Raw genomic sequence first — 20,909 nt, forward strand, 5'->3', positions numbered from 1 at the left:
GGGAACTGCCAGGCATCAAACAAGTAAAGAAGCCCATCCTGACGGATGGGCTTTTTTGCGTCTGTACAGTGGTAAAAAGCCGATCATAAAGTGTGCCATCAACTCCCCAAATCCCCTCCATTATTCATCGCTCTTTAAGCGCTACAGCTAATCCTAAATCATGATCTTGCTAATAAAAAGTGTGATATTCATCACTAATTAACCAATAACAATTGTATAACATTTCGTTTACTAAAATATCTGCCTATGCGTCGTATGACGACCGATAAGGCAGGAGCTCGCCTTTGACAGGAGTTAACGAATGGCTGTAACCAGTGTGACCTCAGAAAGGACGCTAACCGACAACGATACCCGCCGTCGAATTATGTCGATTGTCGGTGCTTCCTCAGGGAACCTTGTTGAATGGTTCGACTTTTATGTCTACTCGTTCTGTTCCCTTTATTTTGCCCATATCTTTTTCCCATCCGGAAATACCACCACTCAACTGCTGCAGACCGCAGGAGTATTTGCTGCTGGATTCCTGATGCGTCCTATCGGGGGCTGGCTATTTGGCCGTATTGCCGACCGTCGCGGCCGTAAAGTGTCGATGTTGATCTCCGTCTGCATGATGTGCTTTGGCTCGCTGGTTATCGCTTGTCTGCCGGGCTATAGCGTGATTGGCACCTGGGCTCCGGCTTTGCTGCTGCTGGCTCGTCTATTCCAGGGGTTATCCGTGGGGGGAGAATATGGCACCAGCGCAACCTACATGAGTGAAGTTGCCGTGGAAGGACGTAAAGGATTCTATGCCTCATTCCAGTACGTGACTTTGATTGGCGGCCAACTGCTGGCGGTACTCGTGGTGGTGATATTGCAAAATATCCTGAGTAGTGAAGATTTGCACGCCTGGGGATGGCGCATTCCGTTTGCTATGGGGGCGGTATTAGCCGTTGTTGCCCTATGGCTGCGTCGCCAACTTGATGAAACATCACAGAAAGAGACACGAACTCTGAAAGAAGCTGGATCGTTCAAAGGGTTGTGGCGTAATCGTAAGGCATTTGTGATGGTGCTTGGCTTTACCGCTGCCGGCTCGCTCAGTTTCTATACCTTCACTACCTACATGCAAAAATACCTGGTTAATACAGCCGGTATGAGCGCTAACCTCGCAAGTATGATTATGACGGCCGCGCTGTTCGTCTATATGCTGGTACAGCCGTTCTTTGGCATGCTATCGGATAAGGTGGGGCGACGCACCTCAATGCTATGCTTTGGCGCATTGGCCACGCTCTTTACCGTGCCAATTCTTTCGGCGCTGCAAAACGTCAGCTCTCCGTATTTGGCATTTGCACTGGTTTTATGTGCACTGCTAATCACCAGTTTCTACACTTCTATTAGCGGGATCCTTAAAGCGGAGATGTTCCCGGCGCAGGTACGTGCATTAGGTGTGGGGCTCTCTTACGCTGTCGCCAACGCTGTGTTTGGTGGCTCGGCGGAGTATGTTGCGCTGTCGCTAAAATCAGCGGGTATCGAAAACGCTTTCTTCTGGTACGTTACCGTGATGGCCGCGCTGGCGTTTCTTGTTTCGCTCAAACTACACCGCAAAGGGAAAGGTTTACGCCTGTAGAACTAATGCTGCGCCAGTTGCCACACCGTATAGCCGGTTGTGGCACCGGCAACGTCCCAGGCAAAATCTTTCCAGCTCCAGCCACTCCCGGCGGGACGACTGTCCCATAACTCTTTTGATGCGCCAAGGCTGATAGAAAACATCAAGCCAATTGCAGCACTGCGGTCGCGGCTTAGGCCCTGATGTTGCGCATATTCGTTGCCTGCAGCTGCCAGCATTGCCGACGCAATAAAGTGTTGGGCTTTATCCTGGCCGGTCCAGGCATCGTTTGCCATATGACTACAGCCGCTAAGTATGAACGTACAGCATAGAAGAGCAGTTCGAGACATAGAAACTCCTGAAAAAAAGCCCCGTTGAAACGGGGCTATATTTTAAAGGATACGGCTGATGAGCCTATCGATACGAATACGTCGCAGACGGCGGATAAGTTTGCGTACTTTGACCGGATATTCCGCAATGCTCTGCAGGTCGCGATAGTGGTTTACGACCGTGGTATTCTTGCGGATAAGCTCCAGCTCTTTCTGGCGCATAGAAGCCAGCTGTTTTTTCGGATCGTGGATCAGTACCGCATTTTCCAGATCCAGTCGCCAGGCGCGAGGATTGAGGTTATTGCCGGTCAACAGCATCCACTCATTGTCGACCCACATCCCTTTCAGATGGTAGGTGTTATCCGCGTCTTTCCACAAACGCACCACCAGTTGATCGGTATTAATGTAATACTGCAGGCGGCTCAGGAAGCGGCGCAGGTTAATTTCATACAGATAGGGCAATGCGCCGATTATCTTAAACGGCTCATTTTCCGGGATGTAAAAATCGTTAGCCGTTTTATCGCCGACAATAATCTCCACCTTCTTGCCTTCCCGCAACAGACGAATGATGCTACGAACCAGCAACGCGGGCAGGTTGAAGTATGGCGTGCAGATAGTGAGTTTTTCCTCAGTGCACGGCATGAGGTGGAAAATGGTTTTGTTGAGCTCGCTGGATTTACCCAGCCCAACCAGCGGCGTAACGGTCAATTCGTCATCACCGGCGTTGCCGTCAAAATGATAGCTGGTATCGCGCAGTTCCTGGCGATACTGACGGATATCGTTCTTAATTTCCGGGCTTTTCGGACGCTCGCTATTATCCAGGCGATTAACACCACGACCTTCAACCAGGTTTTGCGACACCCAGTTAAACATAATGTCGGACATCTGCGGATTGCGAATGCACTGATAGCGGTCATAACGATACTTATCGTGTTGATGCAGATAAACATCGTTGATGCTGGCACCGCTGTAAAGCACACAGTCATCAATGATAAAGCCCTTAAAGTGCAGAACGCCGAGCGCTTCGCGGGTATTGATAGGCACGCCATAAACCGGGACGTCTACGCCCGGGTTCTCTTTGGCAGTACGACAATACCAATCCGCGTTGGTGTTAGAGGCCGCAGCACCAATACGCCCACGCTGTGCGCGGTGCCAGTCAACCAGTACCCGAACATCAAGCTCCGGACGTTGACGCTTGGCATCGTACAGGGCTTGCAGAATCGTCTTTCCGGCGTCGTCTTGTTCGAGATATAAGGCGACGATACAAATCCGGCGCGTAGCGCTGGCGATTTTTGCGAGCAGAGCGACACGAAAATCTGCTGGAGTATAGAAAAACTCAACATCATCAACAGACTGTGAAAGCTTGGGTAGTTGGGCAAGGTGTTGTTGATGTTTATTACGCTTAAATTTTGACAACATCACAGTGCGTTTCTTCTCTGATTTAGTGAAGGGTCTTCTGTACCAGGCAGATGACGTAAGCGGTCAATGATACCACCTCTTTCGAGCAAGGGTAGCATTTCCAGCAACTTAGTCATCACTTAGGCGTAATGATAGACCGACAATACCATCTTCCAGCTGAATATCTACTTCAAAGCCGAGCTTCCTCGCCAGCGCTATCATTCCGCGATTGTTTGGCATGGTAATCCCGTTCAGCCGGGCTAAGCCGTGAGCACGAGTATAGGCAATAAGCTTCTCCAGAAGGCGGCCACCGAGGCCGAGTCCTTTCAGATCTGAACGCACCAGCACGGCAAATTCCGCATCGATGTTATCGGGATCGGAGATCGCGCGCGTCACGCCAAGGATCTCGGTACGATCGCCTGAATCATGCACTGCAACAAAGGCCATTTCCCGATCGTAGTCGATCTGCGTCATATTGGCTAAGTCATCGTGGGTAAATTCGTTGATCTCACTAAAATAACGATAGTAGAGATCTTCTTTTGTGACTCTGGCAATAAACTGCTGTAACAGCGGCTCATCCTCCGGCAGGATCGGGCGGAAAAGACAGCGGTCGCCGTTCTTCATCGTCACCCACTCTTCCAGGTGCTGCGGATAGGGGCGTACCGCCAGCCGACTTTCGCTTGAACCGCTGAACGGTGCGATATCCAGGCTCACATCCAGCGCGGTAAATTCGTCGCCAGAAGCGAGAAGGGGATGGATATCCAGACGCTGTATCTCAGGGCAATCGACAATGAGGTTAGAAACCTGCACCAAAAGCTGGCTGAGACCGGCAATATTCAGCGGACGTAAAGCGCTGCGCCCGCGTATTTTCTTACTCTTGATCGCCTGAATGACCAAATAGCGCGCCAGCGTCATATTGAGCGGTGGCAAGGCGACGGCGGCCTGATCTTCCGCACGCCACTCTACGCCGCCTTCACCCAGCATAATCAGTGGGCCAAACACTGGATCGTGTTCAACGACGACTCGCAGCTCCTGCGCACCGGCACGATTAACCATACTTTGTACCAGCAGGCCGTGAATGCGCGCCTGCGGCCAGGCCATTTTCACACGGTCAAGGATTGCCTCCGCCGCCTGTTGTACTTCGGCGGCGGTACGCAGATAAAGCATGACACCCTGGACTTCTGATTTATGCGGAATATCGGGTGAGCGTAGCTTCAACGCGACCGGGTAGCCAATTTGCTCGGCGATATGCACGGCTTCAGCGCTGTCAGAGGCAATCCAGGTGGGCAGCGTGTTCAGGCCATAGGCATTTAAAATTGGGCGCACTTCGTGGGTATCCAGCGCTCCGATGCCATTATCAATCGCTTGCTGTAGGAGCTCATGTGCCTGTGCGGTATTGGCGGTCAAACTGTGTGGCAGCGCCGGGGTTTCCCGCAGCTGTTTTTGGTTACGCCGGTATTCCACCATATGCATAAAGGCGGTAATCGTTCCTTCAGGCGTCCGGTAAGTCGGAATGCCCGCATCGCTGAACATCCGCCGTGCTTCAATAGAGGAATATTCGCCGCACCAGTTGGTCAGCACGCTGATAAATTTGCCTCGAGGATGCTGCTTGATAAGCTCAATCAGCGCGGCGGCGCTCTCGCTTCCTGTCGCGGTGGCGCTTGGGGCGTGGATTATCATGAGGGCGTCTAAATCTGCGCTATTGAGCAGAATATTCACCGCCGAGGCATAGTGACTGATACTGGCGTCATCGCGCAGATCCAGTGGGTTGTTTGCCTCGACGGTATCTGGTAATTCTGCCTGAAGTTGCTGACGGGTCTCTTCGCTGAGCGTTGCCAGTTTGCCGTTGCGCGCCCAGTGCTCATCCAGCGCTAGCGCCGCAGGTGCCGCACCGTTACTGATAATCATCAATCGCTCGCCGCGCAGCGGGCGCATATGGCTGAGGGTTTCGACGGCGGAGAATAGTTCATGGGTATCCTGCACCCGCAGCAAACCGGCACGCTGAATGGCTGCGTCCCAGGCTGGATCCATGCCTGAATTGACGTGCAGAAGGCGCTGAGCGGCGGGGCTACGCCCGCTCTTAATCACCAGAATCGGTTTGTTACGTGAGGCGCTACGAGCGGCGGAGACAAAGCGGCGGGCATCGCTGAGCTGCTCCAGGTAGAGCAAAATAGCGCTGGTCTTGCTATCTCGTGCCAGATAATCCAGCAGATCATCGACGTCAATATCAAGGCTATCGCCCAGAGCGATAAAGTAGGAGAAGCCCATTTCACGCTGTTGCGCCCAATCCAGAATCGTATTGGAGACGGCTGCAGACTGCGAAATAAACGCCAGTTTGCCTTTACGAATCGGCACCGGCGAGAAGCTGGCGTTCAGCCCTTGCCATGGCGCCAGTAGCCCGAGGCTGTTTGGCCCCAGCAGGCGCATCTGAAAACGCGCGGCACACTCTTTAAGGGCGCTGAACTGATCGGGCGTAGAAGAGAGAATGATGCACGTTTTGCAGCCTTTTTCCCCCAACGACTCTAATAGTTCGAGATTGCGACGGGCATGAGTGCACAATACCGCAAGGTCGGGAGAAAAGGGCAGGCTTTCGATAGTCGGCCAGGCCAGTACGCCAAGCACCGCTTTCCACGCGGGAGTCACGGGTAAAACCGGGCCAGCAAAACCACCGGCCAACAGGTTTTTCATCATCAAAAATCCGGCACGCTGTGGCTTCATTGAAGCGCCAATAACCGCAATAGATTTTGGCCTCAGAAGTGCTTCCAGCCCACGCTGACTCATACCGGTCTTCCTTACGCGACGATGACCGTAAGAGTTTAACCGTTTTCCACGCTAGCGGTTGTGATGTTGCCCTGATGATGAGATTTTCCTGCCAGATAGTTTTCACGAAAACGGGTGAAATGCTGGCTGAGTGCGGAGGCGGCACCGGTGTCGTTGGCGAGATCCAGTAAAGCAATCGCCACTTCCGCGGTGCAATACTGTCCTTCGGCGTGCACTTCGCGCAGGCTGTAGGCCGAGACGCGCGCGAGGTCGACGGAAATTAACGGCAGACCGTCCAGCCATGGGCTTTTACGAAACATTTTCCGCGCTTCCGGCCAGGTCCCGTCTAACATAATAAACAGCGGTGGTTTACCTGACGGCGGTGCGCTCAGCACCTCACGCTCTGGGCCGGCGTAAGACGATGGGAATACTACCATCGGCTGATAGTCGGGATTTTTCACCAGATCCAGCAGCGCCTGGGGCGGCTCGGTACGTGACCACTGGAAAGCCTCAGTTTGTGGCAAAATATCGGCAATCAGGCGGCCGGTATTGCTGGGCTTCATCGGCTCTGTGTCGAACATGACGAGGCAAAATCGGCTGTTAGCCGGATGTGGAGCAATGGTTTCGCACAGGCAATAACCTTTTACCAGCAGGCAGCGCTGGCAGCGACGAACCCGATTACCGCGGGCAAGAAACGGGCGAGTCGCGCGGGCTAAACGCTCGGCGCGCAACCGTAGAACGGCATTTTCAGTCATGGGAATGGCGAATGGCGTGGTAAAAACGCTATTGTCGCAGAGGTGGATACGGGGCACAAGATGTGCCCCGAGAGGACTACTGATGCAGGGCTTCGTTCAACCAGCTATCAAATGGCGCTTTAGGAACCGCGCCGTTAAGCATGTCGATCACTTCACCATTTTTGAAAATCATAATGGTTGGAATGCTGCGAATACGAAAACGGGCGCTGAGCTCACGTTCTGCCTCGGTATTCACCTTTACAAAGCGTACTTTACCGCTACGCTCTTCTGCGACGTCTTCAAAAATGGGCGCAAAATTGCGGCAAGGGCCGCACCACGGTGCCCAGAAATCGACGACAACCGGGAGATCGTCCTTCAGCAGTTTATCCAGCGTGCTGTCTGTGGCGTTGATAACATCACCATCAAACAAATCTTCACCACAGCGTCCACATTTTGCGGCGTCGTTGAGACGCTCTTCAGGAATGCGATTAAGCGCCTGGCAGTGGGCACAAACGGTATTCATAACTCACCTCTGGGTCATCGTGTTGCAGGACGGCAATGTTGCCGGATGTTTCTATAATGTTACACATTATCAGCGAGACTGTATTAATCAACAATGCGTTTTATCCAATGGGTATAATAGTCGTGGTCTTTTTTATGAAGTAATGGCTAAGCGCTAACACATCAGGTAATCTGCGCGCTTCGCGCAGCGCAGGTGGAGAAAAACATGAGCGACGAACTGAAGAACAAAAACGGCAAGGTCAAAGTGATGTACGTCCGCAGTGACGATGACTCGGACAAACGCACCCAAAATCCTCGTACTGGTAAAGGCGGAGGCCGTCCTGGCACATCCCGTGCTGGTACTTCCCGTGCCGAAGGCGGTCGTCGCCCTGCCCGTGATGAGAGAAAGGGTCCTAACAGCGAACGTGGCCGTGAACGTGGTCGTGACCGTGATGTAGAGCGCGACCGTGACCGCGGTGAAGGCTCTCCGTGGCGCACCGTTTCTCGGGCTCCGGGCGATGAAACCGCACCGAAGGCCGATCACGGTGGCATCAGCGGGAAAAGCTTTATCGATCCCGAAGTATTGCGTCGTCAGCGCGCGGAAGAAACCCGCGTGTACGGCGAAAACGCCTGTCAGGCTTTGTTCCAGAGCCGTCCGGATGCGATTGTTCGCGCCTGGTTTATCCAGAGCGTCACCCCTCGCTTTAAAGAAGCGCTGCGTTGGATGGCGGCAAACCGCAAAGCTTATCACGTGGTTGATGAAGAAGAGCTGGCGAAAGCGTCCGGCACTGAACACCACGGCGGTGTCTGCTTCCTTATCAAAAAGCGTAACGGTACCTCTGTACAACAGTGGGTTTCGCAGAGCGGTGAAGATGATTGCGTACTGGCGCTGGAAGATGCGGGCAACCCACATAACCTCGGCGCGATGATCCGTAGCTGCGCGCATTTCGGCGTGAAAGGCGTTGTACTGCAGGACGCAGCACTGCTGGAATCCGGTGCGGCAATTCGTACCGCAGAAGGCGGCGCTGAGCACGTTCAGCCGATCACCGGCGACAGCTTCATTGACGCGCTGGAGCAGTTCCGCAAAGCGGGCTACACCATCGTCACGACCAGCAGCAATGGCAACGGTATGCCGTTGTTCAAAGCTGAGCTGCCGAAGAAAATGGTGCTGGCTCTGGGCCAGGATCGCGACGGTGTTTCCGATGCAGCGGCAGCGATTGCTGACATGAGCGTCTCGATTGACGGCACTCGCGCGGTAGAAGGTTTGAACGTTTCAGTCGCAACCGGCGTACTGCTGGGCGAATGGTGGCGTCAGCATAAAGCGTAATATCGCGAGCTGAAAAAAACCGGTAGCGCCTAGCGTCTACCGGTTTTTTTATATCTGCAGTTATTCACTGGCGGCAAAAAAAGGCCGAATCTTATTCCGGCAGTACTGGCATCCAATCAATAGGTGCGTCACCGCGCTGCTCCAGCCACTGATTAGCCTGTACGAAGTGATTGCTACCAAAGAAACCACGATGCGCCGACAGCGGCGATGGATGCGGTGCCTTCAGTACGTGATGGCGCTGGGTATCAATAATGGCGCCTTTCTTCTGTGCATGAGCGCCCCAGAGTAAAAACACCACGCCTTCCCGATGCTCATTAATCAGCGCAATGACCTTATCGGTAAACGTCTCCCAACCGAGGCTAGCGTGGGAATGAGCCTGGCCCGCGCGCACGGTTAATACCGTATTCAGCAACAGTACCCCTTGACGCGCCCAGCTTTCCAGATAGCCGTGGTTCGGGCGAGTAAAGCCGGGAATGGTTCCTTCCAGCTCTTTATACATATTCAGTAATGATGGTGGCGTGGCGATACCTGGTTGGACCGAGAAGGCCAGACCGTGCGCCTGATTAGGGCCGTGATACGGATCCTGTCCCAGAATCACCACTTTGACATCGTTGAGCTCAGTGAAGCGGAAAGCGTTGAACACATCTTTCTGTGGCGGATAAATGGTGATGCCCGACTGACGCTCGCTGGCGACGGTAGCCAGAGTATTCACAAAATAGGGCTGCTGCTTTTCAGTTGCCAGCACATCATGCCAGGTTAAGGGGGTTGTCATCTCGCTCTCCTGCGATTCTTAATGGTCATAGCTTAACTGCTTCTTTCATCATCACAAAGTCGGATGGTGAAACCACTCGCTGCCACCACAAAAAAATTTTAATGTTTACAAAGATTTTTGCTTTTTCCTTGAGGTGTAACTTGATGCAAAACAAGTATTTTCCCTTATGACCACTTTTGTGGTGTGGTTTTTATTGATTTAAATCAAAGAAACGAGGGTGTTTGCGGGGTATATATACACTCAAGCAACAATGGTTTTACCAATTGGCCGCGAGACGGCCAGTTAAAAACGAATATAAAAAGCCTTGGGAGGCATCAAATGATTACAGGTATCCAGATTACTAAAACTGCTAACAAAGACCTGCTGAACTCATTCTGGCTGCTCGACAGCGAGAAAGGCGAAGCACGCTGCCTGTGTGCAAAAGGTGGTTATGCGGAAGATGATGTGGTTGCAGTGAAAGAACTGGGCGACATCGAATACCGTGAAATCCCGGTTGAAGCGAAACCAGAAGTTCGCGTGGAAGGTGGTCAGCACCTGAACGTTAACGTTCTGCGTCGTGAAACTCTGATGGATGCAGTTGAGCACCCAGAAAAATATCCGCAGCTGACCATTCGTGTTTCCGGTTATGCAGTACGCTTTAACTCCCTGACTCCAGAACAGCAGCGCGACGTTATCGCCCGTACTTTCACCGAAAGCCTGTAATTTCTCAGGGGTGGGAAGTTAGCGCGCCGGGATAACCCGACGGCATGATATCAATCCCCCGCAGGGTGCCTGCGGGGGATTTTTTTATTTGGTCTGCTCGCGGCCAACCAGAATGGTGGTGAGGGTGAAGGAAAGAACCAGGGCAATTGCCACGCCGGAAATGGCGAAGATAAAGTAGGGGCCGATATAGGCGGGCAGGCTGAAAATGCTCGATAAAATATAGCCATACAGACGCACGCCGAAGAACGCGATAAAGGCCGATGCCAGTGAACTGGCTACGGTGGCAGCAACAAACGCTTTTTTATAGCGCGTCAGGACGCCAAACAACGCGGGCTCGGTAATACCTAGCAGCGCAGAGATGGCGGCAGATAACGTTACCGTACGGTTGTCTTTGTTCAAACGCCAGATAGCAAAAGTCGCACCGGCAATCGCCATATTGGCCATAAACATCATCGGCATCAGCATGTCGTAGCCACGATCGCTGAAGTTTTGCAGGGCAATCGGCGTCATGGCATGGTGCATCCCGGTGAGGATAGCCACCGGACGAATCGCCCCAACTACCAGACCGGCAAAGCTCGCCGATACGCCAAACAATCCTTCAATAAACCACGCCAGCATTTTGCCCAGCCAGATACCAATCGGGCCGATGATCACCAGCGCCGCCAGCGCACCGATAAACAGCGTCAGCGTTGGCGTAAAGACGGTCTTCAGTACCTCAGGCATGATGCGGTCTACCGCCTGATGGATGTATTTCAATGCCAGTATTGAGAAGATCACCGGGATCACGCTGGAGGCATAGTTAAATACCGAAACGGGGATCGCGTTAAGCAGCCAGAGCGCCGAGACTGCGCCATCCTGATGGGCCGCCAGCGCTTTTGCTGCATCAATAAGCGTGGGATACATCAGGCAGGCCGCCACGGCCACCGCCAGATATTCATTGGTTTTGAAGATTTTCGCCGCCGACACCGCCAGGAAAAATGGCAGGAAGTAAAATACGCCGCTGGCGATAAGGTCGATAATCATCACCGTATCGCTTTTGGTCGATACCAGTTTGAGAGCGATAAGCCCAGCTAACAGACCCTTGATCATCCCGGCACCGGCAATCGCCGGAACAATGGGGCCAAAGACGCCAGAAACGGTATCCATAAACAGAGACACCAGGCTTTTACGTTCTTTGCTTTTCGCGCTGGTGGCAGCCGATGCCTGGCTGCTGGTGCCCAGCGTATCCTGCAATAACTCAAACCAACTGTTGACCTTCGGGCCGATGATTATCTGGAACTGGTCGCTTTGTAGCTGCGCGCCTAATACACCAGGTAGTTGTTTAATCTCATCCTGCGCGATTTTATTATCGTCAACTAAATCAAAGCGTAGTCGAGTCATACAGTGCCAGACTTTATTGATATTCTCCGGTCCGCCCACCAGACGAATAATTCTGCTGATAGCTTCTTGCGTCCCCATAACGGCTCCTGCGATAAGTTTGTTGTTTTCTTTGTGTCGCTGAATGGTAAATAAGCCAATCAATAAAAACAAACCAATAAAATATGATGATAATCACAATTTGCCATTGGTAGCGGTATTTATGTTGTTATGTGAGTTAATTGGTTCGTTTTTTAAATGCAAACAAGCTTATTTTCAGACCAAAAAAATTAAATAATAAAAAGGTTTACCCGCTGATAAAAATAGGGCGAAGATAATGTCATTCTTATTGTTATTTTCCACAGGGAGCCGTCTGTGAAACCTACGCTGATTACTGCGATTGAGTGCTTTATCACCCGTCCTGACCGCCATAACCTGGTGACGGTTCGCGTCACGACCGACAACGGAACGGTGGGGCTTGGTTGCGCCACCTTCCAGCAGCGACCGCTGGCGGTAAAAACGCTGGTGGACGAATATTTGCAGCCACTGCTTCTCGGGCGCGATGCCAACAACATTGAAGATCTGTGGCAGATGATGAACGTCAACGCATATTGGCGTAACGGCCCGCTGATGAACAATGCTATCTCCGGTGTGGATATGGCGCTGTGGGATATCAAAGCCCAGCTAGCCGGCATGCCGCTTTATCAGCTGCTGGGAGGCAAATCGCGCGATGCAATTGCCGCCTACACCCATGCCAGCGGTGAGACGCCGGAAGAACTGTTTGTTTCGGTTGATAAGCTGCTGGAGCAGGGCTATCGCCATATTCGCTGCCAGCTTGGTTTCTACGGCGGTACGCCGCGCGAAATGCAGACCCCGGAAAACCCAACGCCCGGCGCGTGGTTCGATCAGGATGAATATGTCCGTAACACCGTCGAGATGTTCCGTTTGCTACGTATGCGCTACGGCCACCGTTTCCACATTCTGCACGATGTTCACGAGCGTCTGTTCCCGCAGCAAGCATTACAGCTAGCGAAGCAGCTGGAACCTTATCAGCCATGGTTTATTGAGGATATTTTGTCACCGCAGCAAAGCCCGTGGCTGGCGCAAATTCGCCAGCAGAGCAGCGTGCCGCTGGCAATGGGCGAGCTGTTTAACAATCCGGCAGAGTGGCAGGACCTCATCGTTAACCGACAGATTGATTTTATTCGCTGTCACGTTTCGCAGATTGGCGGCATTACACCTGCGTTAAAACTGGCGGTACTGTGTCAGGCCTTCGGTGTGCGTCTGGCATGGCATGGGCCGGGGGATATGACGCCAATCGGCGTGGCGGTCAATACGCATCTGAATATTCACCTCCATAACGCGGCTATCCAGGAATATATCCCGCGCTCGGCCACCACCGATGCGGTCTTCCCCGGTGCGCCTGAAGTGCAAAACGGATTTATCTACCCGCCGACTGCACCGGGTATCGGGGTGGGCTTTGATGAAGCGCTGGCGTTAGCGCACCCGGTGGTCTATCGCCCGCATGAGTGGACGCAAAGCCGTTTGCCGGATGGCGCGATTCACACGCCGTAACTTATTCTGGCGGCTGCTGGCGGAAGGCGAGGTTGTCACGGTTGTGCGGGATCACGTAAGTGCAGGAGTAGTTGATATCAATGATATCGCTTATCTCATAGACCCGCCCACCGTCGAGGATCCCGCGGTTATTGATGTGCATCGCCGGTGCGCCTTTTTTACAGCCAAGCAGTACCGCCTGCTCCCGGCTGACGCTGACCGCACGATAGCTGGTCAGCAGATGAGAAATCGGATACCCCTTCACCAGCACGTACTGCTGCAGCGAGCGCTCAATCACCTCCTGACTCAGGTCAGTGAACATCGCGGCGGGCATGCGGGAGATTTCGATTTGCGTGGCCACTTCGTCAACAAAACGCAGGCGGCAGAATTGCCAGATGAAATCGTCCTCGGTAAGACCGAAAATCTGCTGATCTTCGCGGTTGGGGCGCTTTTTATGCAGGCTTATCATGCGGTAGCGCATCTGATCGAAGCGCTTTTCGGTGATGGAGTTATAGACCAGCGGATTGCTGCGCGTCTGTTCGTTAATCCAGATCCCTGAACCCTGCACAATACGGACGACGCCAATGCTGGCCAGCTTCTCCAGCGCCTGACGAATAGTAAAGCGTGAGACACCGTATTCCTGAGCCAGCTGGCGTTCAGGCGGCAGTTTGCGCGCCCCGTCGCTGTGCTGCTGGTAAATCTTGCTGAGGAGATCCTGGGTCACAAACTCTTTTTTCTTCATGAGTGGCTGCTCTGATCCTTGAATACGAAAACGCCGGGAAGTTATCCCGGCGTTTGTTTACTCTTCGGTGCTCTGCTCTGTGGCATTGGTACCGCTTGGTTTACGGCGTTTACCTATGTTTTTAGCATCGCGGTGGCGTTTCTTCACGCGCGGTTTTTCTTTATCTTTCTCTTTTTGCTCAGCACGTTTAGCCAGCACTTTCTTCGATGGCTTACCGGTCATCTTCTCGCTTGGCGGGCGAGTCACCGGACGCAGCGTATCAATCACGCGGGCTTTCAGCGGTTCTTCAACGTAACGACCGATTTTCATCAGCAGCACGTAGTCATGAGCCTCAACCAGCGAGATTGCGGTACCTTTACGACCCGCGCGGCCCGTACGGCCGATGCGGTGCAGGTAGGTGTCCCCGCTACGCGGCATATCAAAGTTGATAACGTGGCTGACATCAGGAATATCGATACCACGCGCCGCAACGTCGGTGGCAACCAGCACGTTAACGCGGCCTTCGGTCAGACGCTTGATGCCTTCGGTACGCTTAACCTGCGCCATCTCGCCTTCAAGATAGCAGTTGTTAATACCGACCGACCGCAGTTTATCTGCCAGTTCATGCACACGCTCACGCTTACGCACAAACACGATAGTACGGGTCGCATCTTCCTGCTTCAGCAGATGCTCAAGCAGTTTGAATTTATGGTCGAAGTCATCGGCGCGGTAGTACCACTGATGAATCTTCTTACGCTCGCGGGTAGACGGATCGGCAGACACTTCTACCGGATCTTCCAGCAGACGCTCAGCGAAGTCTTTAATCGCATCGCCTTCCAGCGTTGCGGAGAACAGCAACGTCTGTTTACGCCAACGGGTTTCACCGGCGATATGCTCGATATCCTGGGCAAAGCCCAGATCCAGCATGCGGTCTGCTTCGTCGAGGATCAGCGTCTCAACGGAGCGGCAGTCGAAGTTCTCTTCTTTAATGTATTGCATCAAACGACCGGTGGTCGCGACAACAATATCCTGGTTTTCGCTGAACACTTCAGCGTGGTTCATATATGCCACACCGCCGGTGATGGTCGCGATATCCAGGTGAGTATTTTTTGCCAGCTCGCGGGCATGATCGGCGACCTGCATCGCCAGTTCACGCGTCGGCGTGAGAATCAAAATTCGCGGCGGGCCGGATTTTTTGCGCGGGAAGTCGAGCAGGTGCTGCAACGCAGGCAGCAAATACGCCGCTGTTTTACCGGTGCCGGTTGGCGCAGAACCAAGAACGTCACGTCCTTCGAGCGCAGGCGGAATAGCGGCAGCCTGGATGGCAGTTGGGCGCGTAAAGCCTTTGCTCTGGAGGGCTTCCAGCAGGCTTTCGTCAAGTTCAAGTTCGGAAAAAGTCGTTACAGTCATGATTACCTCTGTGTGAGGCGGTGATTATAGACGTTACGGCTTTAATCTTCATCTGTTTGTATGGCTATCTGTTCTCGGGTATTGTTCATAACCGAAATATTCTCTCGTTTCATCGGCAAGGTCGCATATGACGTCTGATTCTAAATCCGTGCTGCGCCGCAACGGATTTACCTTTAAAAAATTTTTTGTGGCTCACGATCGCTGTGCGATGAAGGTCGGTACCGATGGCATTTTACTGGGCGCCTGGTCACCGATTGCTCGCGTTAGTCGAGTGCTTGATATTGGCACCGGGAGCGGACTGCTGGCGTTAATGCTGGCGCAGCGCACTGACGATAGCGTCAGTATCGATGCCGTTGAGCTCGATGTTGAGGCGGCGGAGCAGGCGCGGGAAAACGTCGCCGAGTCTCCCTGGACTGCGAGGATCCACATCCACACGGCGGATATTCAGCAGTGGGTCGCGGGCCTGACGACGCGCTATAACCTCATTGTCAGCAATCCGCCGTATTATGAGCAGGGCGTTGAGTGCGCGACGCCGCAGCGCGAGCAGGCGCGATACACCACTACGCTCGATCATCAAGCGCTGCTGGCCTGTGCTGCCGATGCTATCACCGAAGACGGCTTCTTTTGTGTTGTATTGCCGGAAAATATCGGCCAGACCTTTACCACCCAAGCGTTGTCGATGGGTTGGCATCTGCGCTTGCGTACCGACGTGGCGGAAACGGAAATACGCCTGCCGCATCGGGTGCTGCTGGCGTTCTCGCCGAAAGAAGGGGAGTACTTTAGCGACAGGCTGGTGATTCGTGGGCCAGAGCAGCAGTACTCTGAAGGCTACACTGCGCTGACCCAGGCATTCTATTTATTTATGTGAGTCAGCGGCGAGAGCACCGACGGGCCGGATTCAGCTAATAGTTCTGGATAATCCAGAGTGTAATGCAGGCCCCGGCTCTCTTTACGCATCATGGCGCAGCGTACAATCAGCTCCGCGACCTGTACCAGGTTACGGAGCTCCAGCAGATTGTTCGAGACTCGGAAGCGGGAATAGTATTCGTCCAGCTCTTGCTGCAGCATGGTAATTCGGCGTAGTGCGCGTTCCAGGCGTTTAGTGGTGCGCACGATACCGACGTAGTCCCACATAAACAGGCGCAATTCGTGCCAGTTGTGCTGAATGACTACCAGTTCATCCGAGTTTTCTACCCGGCTTTCATCCCAGGCAGGCAATTTTTCCGTCTGGCGAGCATAAGGCATTCGTTTATGAATATCCTCGGCGGCCGACCAACCGTATACCAGGCATTCCAGCAGCGAGTTTGACGCCATGCGGTTTGCCCCGTGCAGGCCGGTATAGCTAACTTCGCCAATCGCGTATAGCCCGTCAACATCGGTACGTCCGTAGTCGTCGACCATTACACCGCCGCAGGTATAGTGCGCCGCTGGGACAATCGGTACCGGTTCTTTGGTGAGATCGATCCCCAGGCCTAACAATTTTTCATAAATCATCGGGAAGTGCTGGCGGACAAAGGCTTCTGGCTTGTGGCTGATATCCAGATACATGCAATCGACGCCGAGACGCTTCATCTCGTGGTCAATCGCGCGGGCCACGATATCACGTGGAGCCAGTTCACCGCGCTCGTCGAAATCAGGCATAAAGCGGCTGCCGTCCGGGCGTTTCAGATGTGCGCCTTCGCCACGCAGGGCTTCGGTGAGCAGGAAGTTGCGCGCCTGCGGATGATAGAGTGCAGTAGGGTGGAATTGGTTGAATTCAAGGTTGGCGACCCGGCAGCCCGCGCGCCAGGCCATGGCAATGCCGTCGCCTGAGGAGATATCCGGGTTAGTGGTGTACTGATAGACCTTCGATGCGCCGCCGGTTGCCAGCACCACCGATTTCGCCGCGCAGGTCTCAACCTTCTCTTTATTACGATCCCAGATCCACGCGCCGACCACGCGACGGGTACCTGGTAAACCGATTTTATCGGAGACAATCAGATCGACTGCGTTGCTGCGTTCAAGGACGCGGATATTCGGATGATTAAGCGCTTTGCTCACCAGCGTATTTTCAACTTCTCGCCCGGTGGCATCGGCGGCATGCAGAATTCGCCGATGGCTGTGACCGCCTTCACGCGTTAAATGGTAACTCTCTTCCCCGTTGGGCTGTACCTGTGTGTCAAACAACACGCCCTGATCGATAAGCCACTGCACGCAGGTTTTTGCATTGCTGGCGACAAACGACACGGCCTGGCGATCGCAAATCCCAGCACCGGCAATCAGAGTATCCTCGATATGCGAGTCAATACTGTCGGTCTCATCGAACACGGCGGCAATCCCGCCCTGGGCGTAGAACGTTGAGCCTTCGCTAATCGGGCCTTTGCTTAACACGATAACCGAACTGTGTTCCGCGAGACGCAGCGCCAGCGACAGACCGGCAGCACCGCTACCGATGATCAGGACATCACAAGAAAGTTCTGGAAGTGAGTTCATTAGCTTTGTTTAATTTACTAAACACGGTAATCGCAGAGTAGCACTATAAAAGCGAGCTGTGCAGGAATTTTTTGCACTAAAGTTGTAATGACTAAACATTTACCGTATCAGGGAGAATCTGGCGGTGGAACGAAATAAGAGGAAAGCTACGTTCGGTGGCAGCTATTTATGGTGAAATAAAGGCCGGGTTACGTTACTCTGCACTGGATTTGCGTTTTTATTTCGCAACTTACGTATCGATGTGCATCGGCAGACTTATAATGACAGACAATGAAACGTCTGCTGCTAAACAAAAAACAAAGCGTAACGGAACTTTACGAAAATCGGACACTCTAAGTTTCTGCTTGCTCATAATGCAGTGGTGGAGTGGCATTCTGATTACGCATGGGAATAGGGTTTGGGGAGACATTACCTCGGATGAGCGAGCAGTTAACGGACCAGGTCCTGGTTGAACGGGTCCAAAAAGGAGATCAGAAAGCTTTTAACCTGCTGGTGGTACGCTATCAGCATAAGGTTGCAAGCCTGGTCTCCCGCTATGTGCCATCTGGCGATGTGCCGGATGTCGTACAAGAGTCTTTTATAAAGGCCTATCGCGCGCTGGATTCTTTCCGGGGAGATAGTGCTTTCTATACCTGGCTGTATCGTATTGCAGTGAATACGGCCAAAAATTACCTGGTTGCTCAGGGGCGTCGCCCGCCGTCTAGTGATGTTGACGCGAGTGAGGCTGAAAACTTTGAAAGCGGCGGCGCTTTGAAAGAAATTTCGAACCCTGAGAACTTAATGTTGTCAGAAGAACTGAGACAGATTGTTTTTCGCACCATTGATGCGCTTCCGGAAGATTTACGCATGGCGATTACCCTGCGGGAGCTCGATGGCCTAAGCTATGAAGAGATAGCAGCTATCATGGATTGTCCGGTCGGTACGGTTCGTTCACGTATCTTCCGTGCGCGAGAAGCTATCGATAATAAAGTTCAACCGCTTATCAGGCGTTGACGGAAGCGGGATACTGGAAAAGGTATTAGGCATGCAGAAAGAACAACTTTCCGCCTTAATGGATGGTGAAACGCTGGATAACGAGCTGCTGACTGAATTGTCACGCTCGTCAGAGTTGCAAGAAACCTGGGAGAGCTATCACCTCATTCGTGATTCGCTGCGAGGCGACACAGCTGATGTGCTTCACTTTGATATCTCTTCTCGCGTCATGGCCGCCATCGAAAATGAGCCTGTTCGTCAAACGACAACACCGCTCATTCCTGAAGCCCAGCCAGCGCCACATCAATGGCAAAAAATGCCGTTCTGGAATAAAGTCCGCCCGTGGGCCAGCTCGCTTACCCAAATGGGTGTGGCGGCGTGCGTATCGCTCGCTGTTATTGTTGGCGTTCAACACTACAATGGGCAATCGGATACATCTCAACCTGAGTCTCCGGTGTTTAATACTCTGCCGATGATGGGTAAAGCCAGCCCGGTGAGTCTGGGTGTTCCTTCGGATGCTTCCGCAGGTTCCACCGGCCAACAGCAGGTTCAGGAACAGCGTCGCCGTATTAATGCTATGCTGCAGGATTACGAATTGCAGCGTCGCTTGCATTCAGAACAGCTTCAGTTTGAGCAGGCACAAACTCAGCAGGCTGCTGTTCAGGTGCCGGGCTATCAAACTCTAGGAACGCAATCGCAGTAATGAAGCAACTTTGGTGTGCCATGTCACTTATGGCTGGTAGCCTGTTCTTCTGTGCAAACGCCTCGGCAGATGTATCGTCCGGGGCGTTGTTGCAGCAGATGAATCTGGCCAGTCAGTCACTCAACTACGAGCTGTCGTTCGTCAGCATTAATAAATCAGGCGTCGAATCACTACGCTATCGTCACGCGCGTCTTAACGGCCAGCCGCTTGCACAACTGTTGCAAATGGATGGTCCGCGTCGCGAAGTGGTGCAGCGTGGTAGCGAAATCAGCTATTTTGAACCCGGCCTTGATCCCTTTACGCTGAACGGCGACTACATCGTCGACTCTCTGCCTTCGCTGGTCTATACCGACTTTAAACGTCTGGCTCCCTACTACGATTTTATCTCCGTCGGGCGTACCCGTATTGCCGACCGTTTATGCGAGGTGATCCGCGTTGTGGCGCGGGATGGCACCCGCTACAGCTACATCGTCTGGTTGGATTCGGAAAGCAAACTGCCGATGCGCGTTGACCTGCTCGATCGCGATGGGGAAACCCTGGAACAGTTCCGCGTGATTGCCTTTAATGTCGGTGATAGCGTTGATAGCAGCATGGATAAACTGGCGAAAGCCAGCCTGCCTCCGCTGCTGTCCGTGCCTGTGGGCACGAAGGTGAACTTCAACTGGTCGCCAACATGGCTGCCGCAGGGCTTCAGCGAAGTCTCCAGCAGTCGTCGTACGCTACCAACTATTGAAACGGCAATTGAATCACGCCTCTTCTCCGATGGCCTGTTCAGCTTCTCAATCAACATCAGTCGTGCGACTTCGAACAGCAGCGAACAGCTGCTGCGCACCGGTCGCCGTACGGTGAGTACTTCCGTGCGTAACCAGGCGGAAATCACCATCGTTGGTGAACTGCCACCGTCAACGGCGAAGCGCATTGCCGATAGTATTAGCTTTAAGGGTGCGCAATGATTAAAGAGTGGGCTACCGTTATCGCATGGGATAACGGTATGGCGCAGGTGAGTTGCGATGTCAAAACTTCATGCAATAGCTGCTCGTCACGCGCCGGTTGCGGGACTCGCGTCCTGAACAAATTGGGGCCACAAACCAGTCACACCATCACCGTTCCCAGCGCTGAGCCGCTGGTTGTCGGGCAGAAAGTGGAGTTGGGTATTACTGAAAGCAGCCTGCTCGGTTCCGCGATGTTGGTGTATATGTCGCCGCTGCTCGGGCTGTTTGTTGTGGCAACGCTGTTTCAGGTCCTGTTTGGCTCTGATATCGCCGCGCTGTGCGGCGCGATATTGGGTGGCGTTGGGGGCTTTTTGATTGCCAAAGGTCTCTCGCCTCGTCTGGCAGCACGGGAAACATGGCAACCCATCATCCTAAGCGTTGGGCTCCCCCCAGACCTGATACGTACCGTATCTTCTTCCGAAATGAGCCAGTGATTACACTGGCTTTATTATTTTTAGAACACTCCTCGCAGGAAGCGCTATGCTTGGCGGGAAGAGCATTTCCTGGTTACGCGGTTGTAGTGTAGAATGCGGCGTTTTCGAACGACACAAACGTCAGGCTCCGTACCGCGGCCTCAAAGTATTCGTAAGGCATAAATATATTAATATATGAAGAATATACGTAACT

The 20,909-nt window shown here is 53.1% G+C and carries 19 protein-coding genes; 9 read left to right on the forward strand and 10 right to left on the reverse strand.

Annotated elements, in window-relative coordinates; genetic code table 11:
- The first annotated feature begins 301 nt into the window (after positions 1-301).
- Complete coding sequence (locus LZ634_RS19190) at positions 302-1,600, forward strand: MFS family transporter (RefSeq protein WP_234508070.1); 1,299 nt, start codon at positions 302-304, stop codon at positions 1,598-1,600.
- A 2-nt stretch (positions 1,601-1,602) separates the two neighbouring features.
- Here LZ634_RS19190 and LZ634_RS19195 read toward each other — a convergent pair whose 3' ends face one another.
- From LZ634_RS19195 to trxC, 5 genes are all read right to left on the reverse strand, one after another.
- The gene (locus tag LZ634_RS19195; protein ID WP_234508072.1) at positions 1,603-1,929 is read right to left on the reverse strand and encodes a YfiM family lipoprotein; all 327 of its coding nucleotides are present in this window, start codon (positions 1,927-1,929) and stop codon (positions 1,603-1,605) included.
- A 42-nt stretch (positions 1,930-1,971) separates the two neighbouring features.
- Positions 1,972-3,327 (reverse strand): CDP-diacylglycerol--serine O-phosphatidyltransferase, encoded by a 1,356-nt coding sequence (gene pssA / locus LZ634_RS19200; protein WP_234508100.1) that lies wholly within the window; start codon positions 3,325-3,327, stop codon positions 1,972-1,974.
- 108 nt (positions 3,328-3,435) lie between these two features.
- On the reverse strand, positions 3,436-6,087 hold the full coding sequence (locus LZ634_RS19205) for a bifunctional acetate--CoA ligase family protein/GNAT family N-acetyltransferase (RefSeq protein ID WP_234508074.1): 2,652 nt from the start codon (positions 6,085-6,087) through the stop codon (positions 3,436-3,438).
- 35 nt (positions 6,088-6,122) lie between these two features.
- Entirely contained in the window at positions 6,123-6,821 is a 699-nt protein-coding gene (locus LZ634_RS19210; RefSeq protein ID WP_234508102.1) for a tRNA-uridine aminocarboxypropyltransferase, read from the reverse strand.
- A gap of 76 nt (positions 6,822-6,897) precedes the next feature.
- On the reverse strand, positions 6,898-7,323 hold the full coding sequence (gene trxC, locus LZ634_RS19215; protein WP_234508076.1) for a thioredoxin TrxC: 426 nt from the start codon (positions 7,321-7,323) through the stop codon (positions 6,898-6,900).
- Between the two features lie 204 nt (positions 7,324-7,527).
- Between trxC and LZ634_RS19220 the strand changes: the two genes are divergently transcribed.
- Positions 7,528-8,628, forward strand: coding sequence for a tRNA/rRNA methyltransferase (locus tag LZ634_RS19220; protein WP_234508078.1), 1,101 nt, complete (start codon positions 7,528-7,530; stop codon positions 8,626-8,628).
- Between the two features lie 91 nt (positions 8,629-8,719).
- On the opposite strand, the gene ung is transcribed toward LZ634_RS19220, so the two are convergent.
- Positions 8,720-9,400, reverse strand: a complete 681-nt coding sequence (gene ung, locus LZ634_RS19225) for a uracil-DNA glycosylase (protein ID WP_234508080.1) — start codon at positions 9,398-9,400, stop codon at positions 8,720-8,722.
- Positions 9,401-9,718: 318 nt separating this feature from the next.
- Here ung and grcA point away from each other — a divergent pair, with 318 nt between their 5' ends.
- Positions 9,719-10,102: an autonomous glycyl radical cofactor GrcA gene (gene grcA / locus LZ634_RS19230; RefSeq protein ID WP_061282861.1), complete on the forward strand. Its 384-nt coding sequence runs from the start codon at positions 9,719-9,721 to the stop codon at positions 10,100-10,102.
- An 84-nt stretch (positions 10,103-10,186) separates the two neighbouring features.
- Here the strand turns inward: grcA and LZ634_RS19235 are convergent, their stop codons facing one another.
- The gene (locus tag LZ634_RS19235; RefSeq protein WP_234508082.1) at positions 10,187-11,560 is read right to left on the reverse strand and encodes a PTS transporter subunit EIIC; all 1,374 of its coding nucleotides are present in this window, start codon (positions 11,558-11,560) and stop codon (positions 10,187-10,189) included.
- Between the two features lie 273 nt (positions 11,561-11,833).
- Between LZ634_RS19235 and LZ634_RS19240 the strand changes: the two genes are divergently transcribed.
- Positions 11,834-13,033: an enolase C-terminal domain-like protein gene (locus LZ634_RS19240; RefSeq protein WP_234508084.1), complete on the forward strand. Its 1,200-nt coding sequence runs from the start codon at positions 11,834-11,836 to the stop codon at positions 13,031-13,033.
- Position 13,034: 1 nt separating this feature from the next.
- Here LZ634_RS19240 and LZ634_RS19245 read toward each other — a convergent pair whose 3' ends face one another.
- Complete coding sequence (locus tag LZ634_RS19245) at positions 13,035-13,754, reverse strand: GntR family transcriptional regulator (RefSeq protein WP_234508087.1); 720 nt, start codon at positions 13,752-13,754, stop codon at positions 13,035-13,037.
- Between the two features lie 57 nt (positions 13,755-13,811).
- Positions 13,812-15,143 (reverse strand): ATP-dependent RNA helicase SrmB, encoded by a 1,332-nt coding sequence (gene srmB / locus LZ634_RS19250; RefSeq protein WP_234508088.1) that lies wholly within the window; start codon positions 15,141-15,143, stop codon positions 13,812-13,814.
- A 127-nt stretch (positions 15,144-15,270) separates the two neighbouring features.
- On the opposite strand from srmB, the gene trmN reads away from it, so the two are divergent.
- Positions 15,271-16,011, forward strand: coding sequence for a tRNA(1)(Val) (adenine(37)-N(6))-methyltransferase TrmN (gene trmN / locus LZ634_RS19255; protein WP_234508090.1), 741 nt, complete (start codon positions 15,271-15,273; stop codon positions 16,009-16,011).
- Here trmN and nadB read toward each other — a convergent pair.
- Positions 15,996-17,615, reverse strand: coding sequence for an L-aspartate oxidase (gene nadB, locus LZ634_RS19260; RefSeq protein WP_234508092.1), 1,620 nt, complete (start codon positions 17,613-17,615; stop codon positions 15,996-15,998). The genes trmN and nadB overlap by 16 nt on opposite strands.
- A 417-nt stretch (positions 17,616-18,032) precedes the next feature.
- On the opposite strand from nadB, the gene rpoE reads away from it, so the two are divergent.
- From rpoE to rseC, 4 genes are read left to right on the forward strand one after another with little or no spacing between them, the layout of a single operon-like run.
- A complete protein-coding gene (gene rpoE / locus LZ634_RS19265; protein ID WP_052282240.1) occupies positions 18,033-18,608 on the forward strand; it encodes an RNA polymerase sigma factor RpoE in 576 nt (191 codons plus the stop codon).
- A 31-nt stretch (positions 18,609-18,639) separates the two neighbouring features.
- Complete coding sequence (gene rseA / locus LZ634_RS19270; RefSeq protein WP_234508095.1) at positions 18,640-19,290, forward strand: anti-sigma-E factor RseA; 651 nt, start codon at positions 18,640-18,642, stop codon at positions 19,288-19,290.
- On the forward strand, positions 19,290-20,243 hold the full coding sequence (rseB, locus tag LZ634_RS19275) for a sigma-E factor regulatory protein RseB (RefSeq protein WP_234508096.1): 954 nt from the start codon (positions 19,290-19,292) through the stop codon (positions 20,241-20,243). The genes rseA and rseB overlap by 1 nt, the downstream gene beginning before the upstream one ends.
- Positions 20,240-20,716 (forward strand): SoxR-reducing system protein RseC, encoded by a 477-nt coding sequence (rseC, locus tag LZ634_RS19280; RefSeq protein WP_234508098.1) that lies wholly within the window; start codon positions 20,240-20,242, stop codon positions 20,714-20,716. Before rseB ends, rseC begins: the two co-directional genes overlap by 4 nt.
- Positions 20,717-20,909 lie beyond the last annotated feature (193 nt).

Source organism: Kluyvera intermedia (assembly GCF_021440345.1).
GTDB classification, from domain to species: Bacteria; Pseudomonadota; Gammaproteobacteria; order Enterobacterales; family Enterobacteriaceae; genus Kluyvera; species Kluyvera intermedia_A.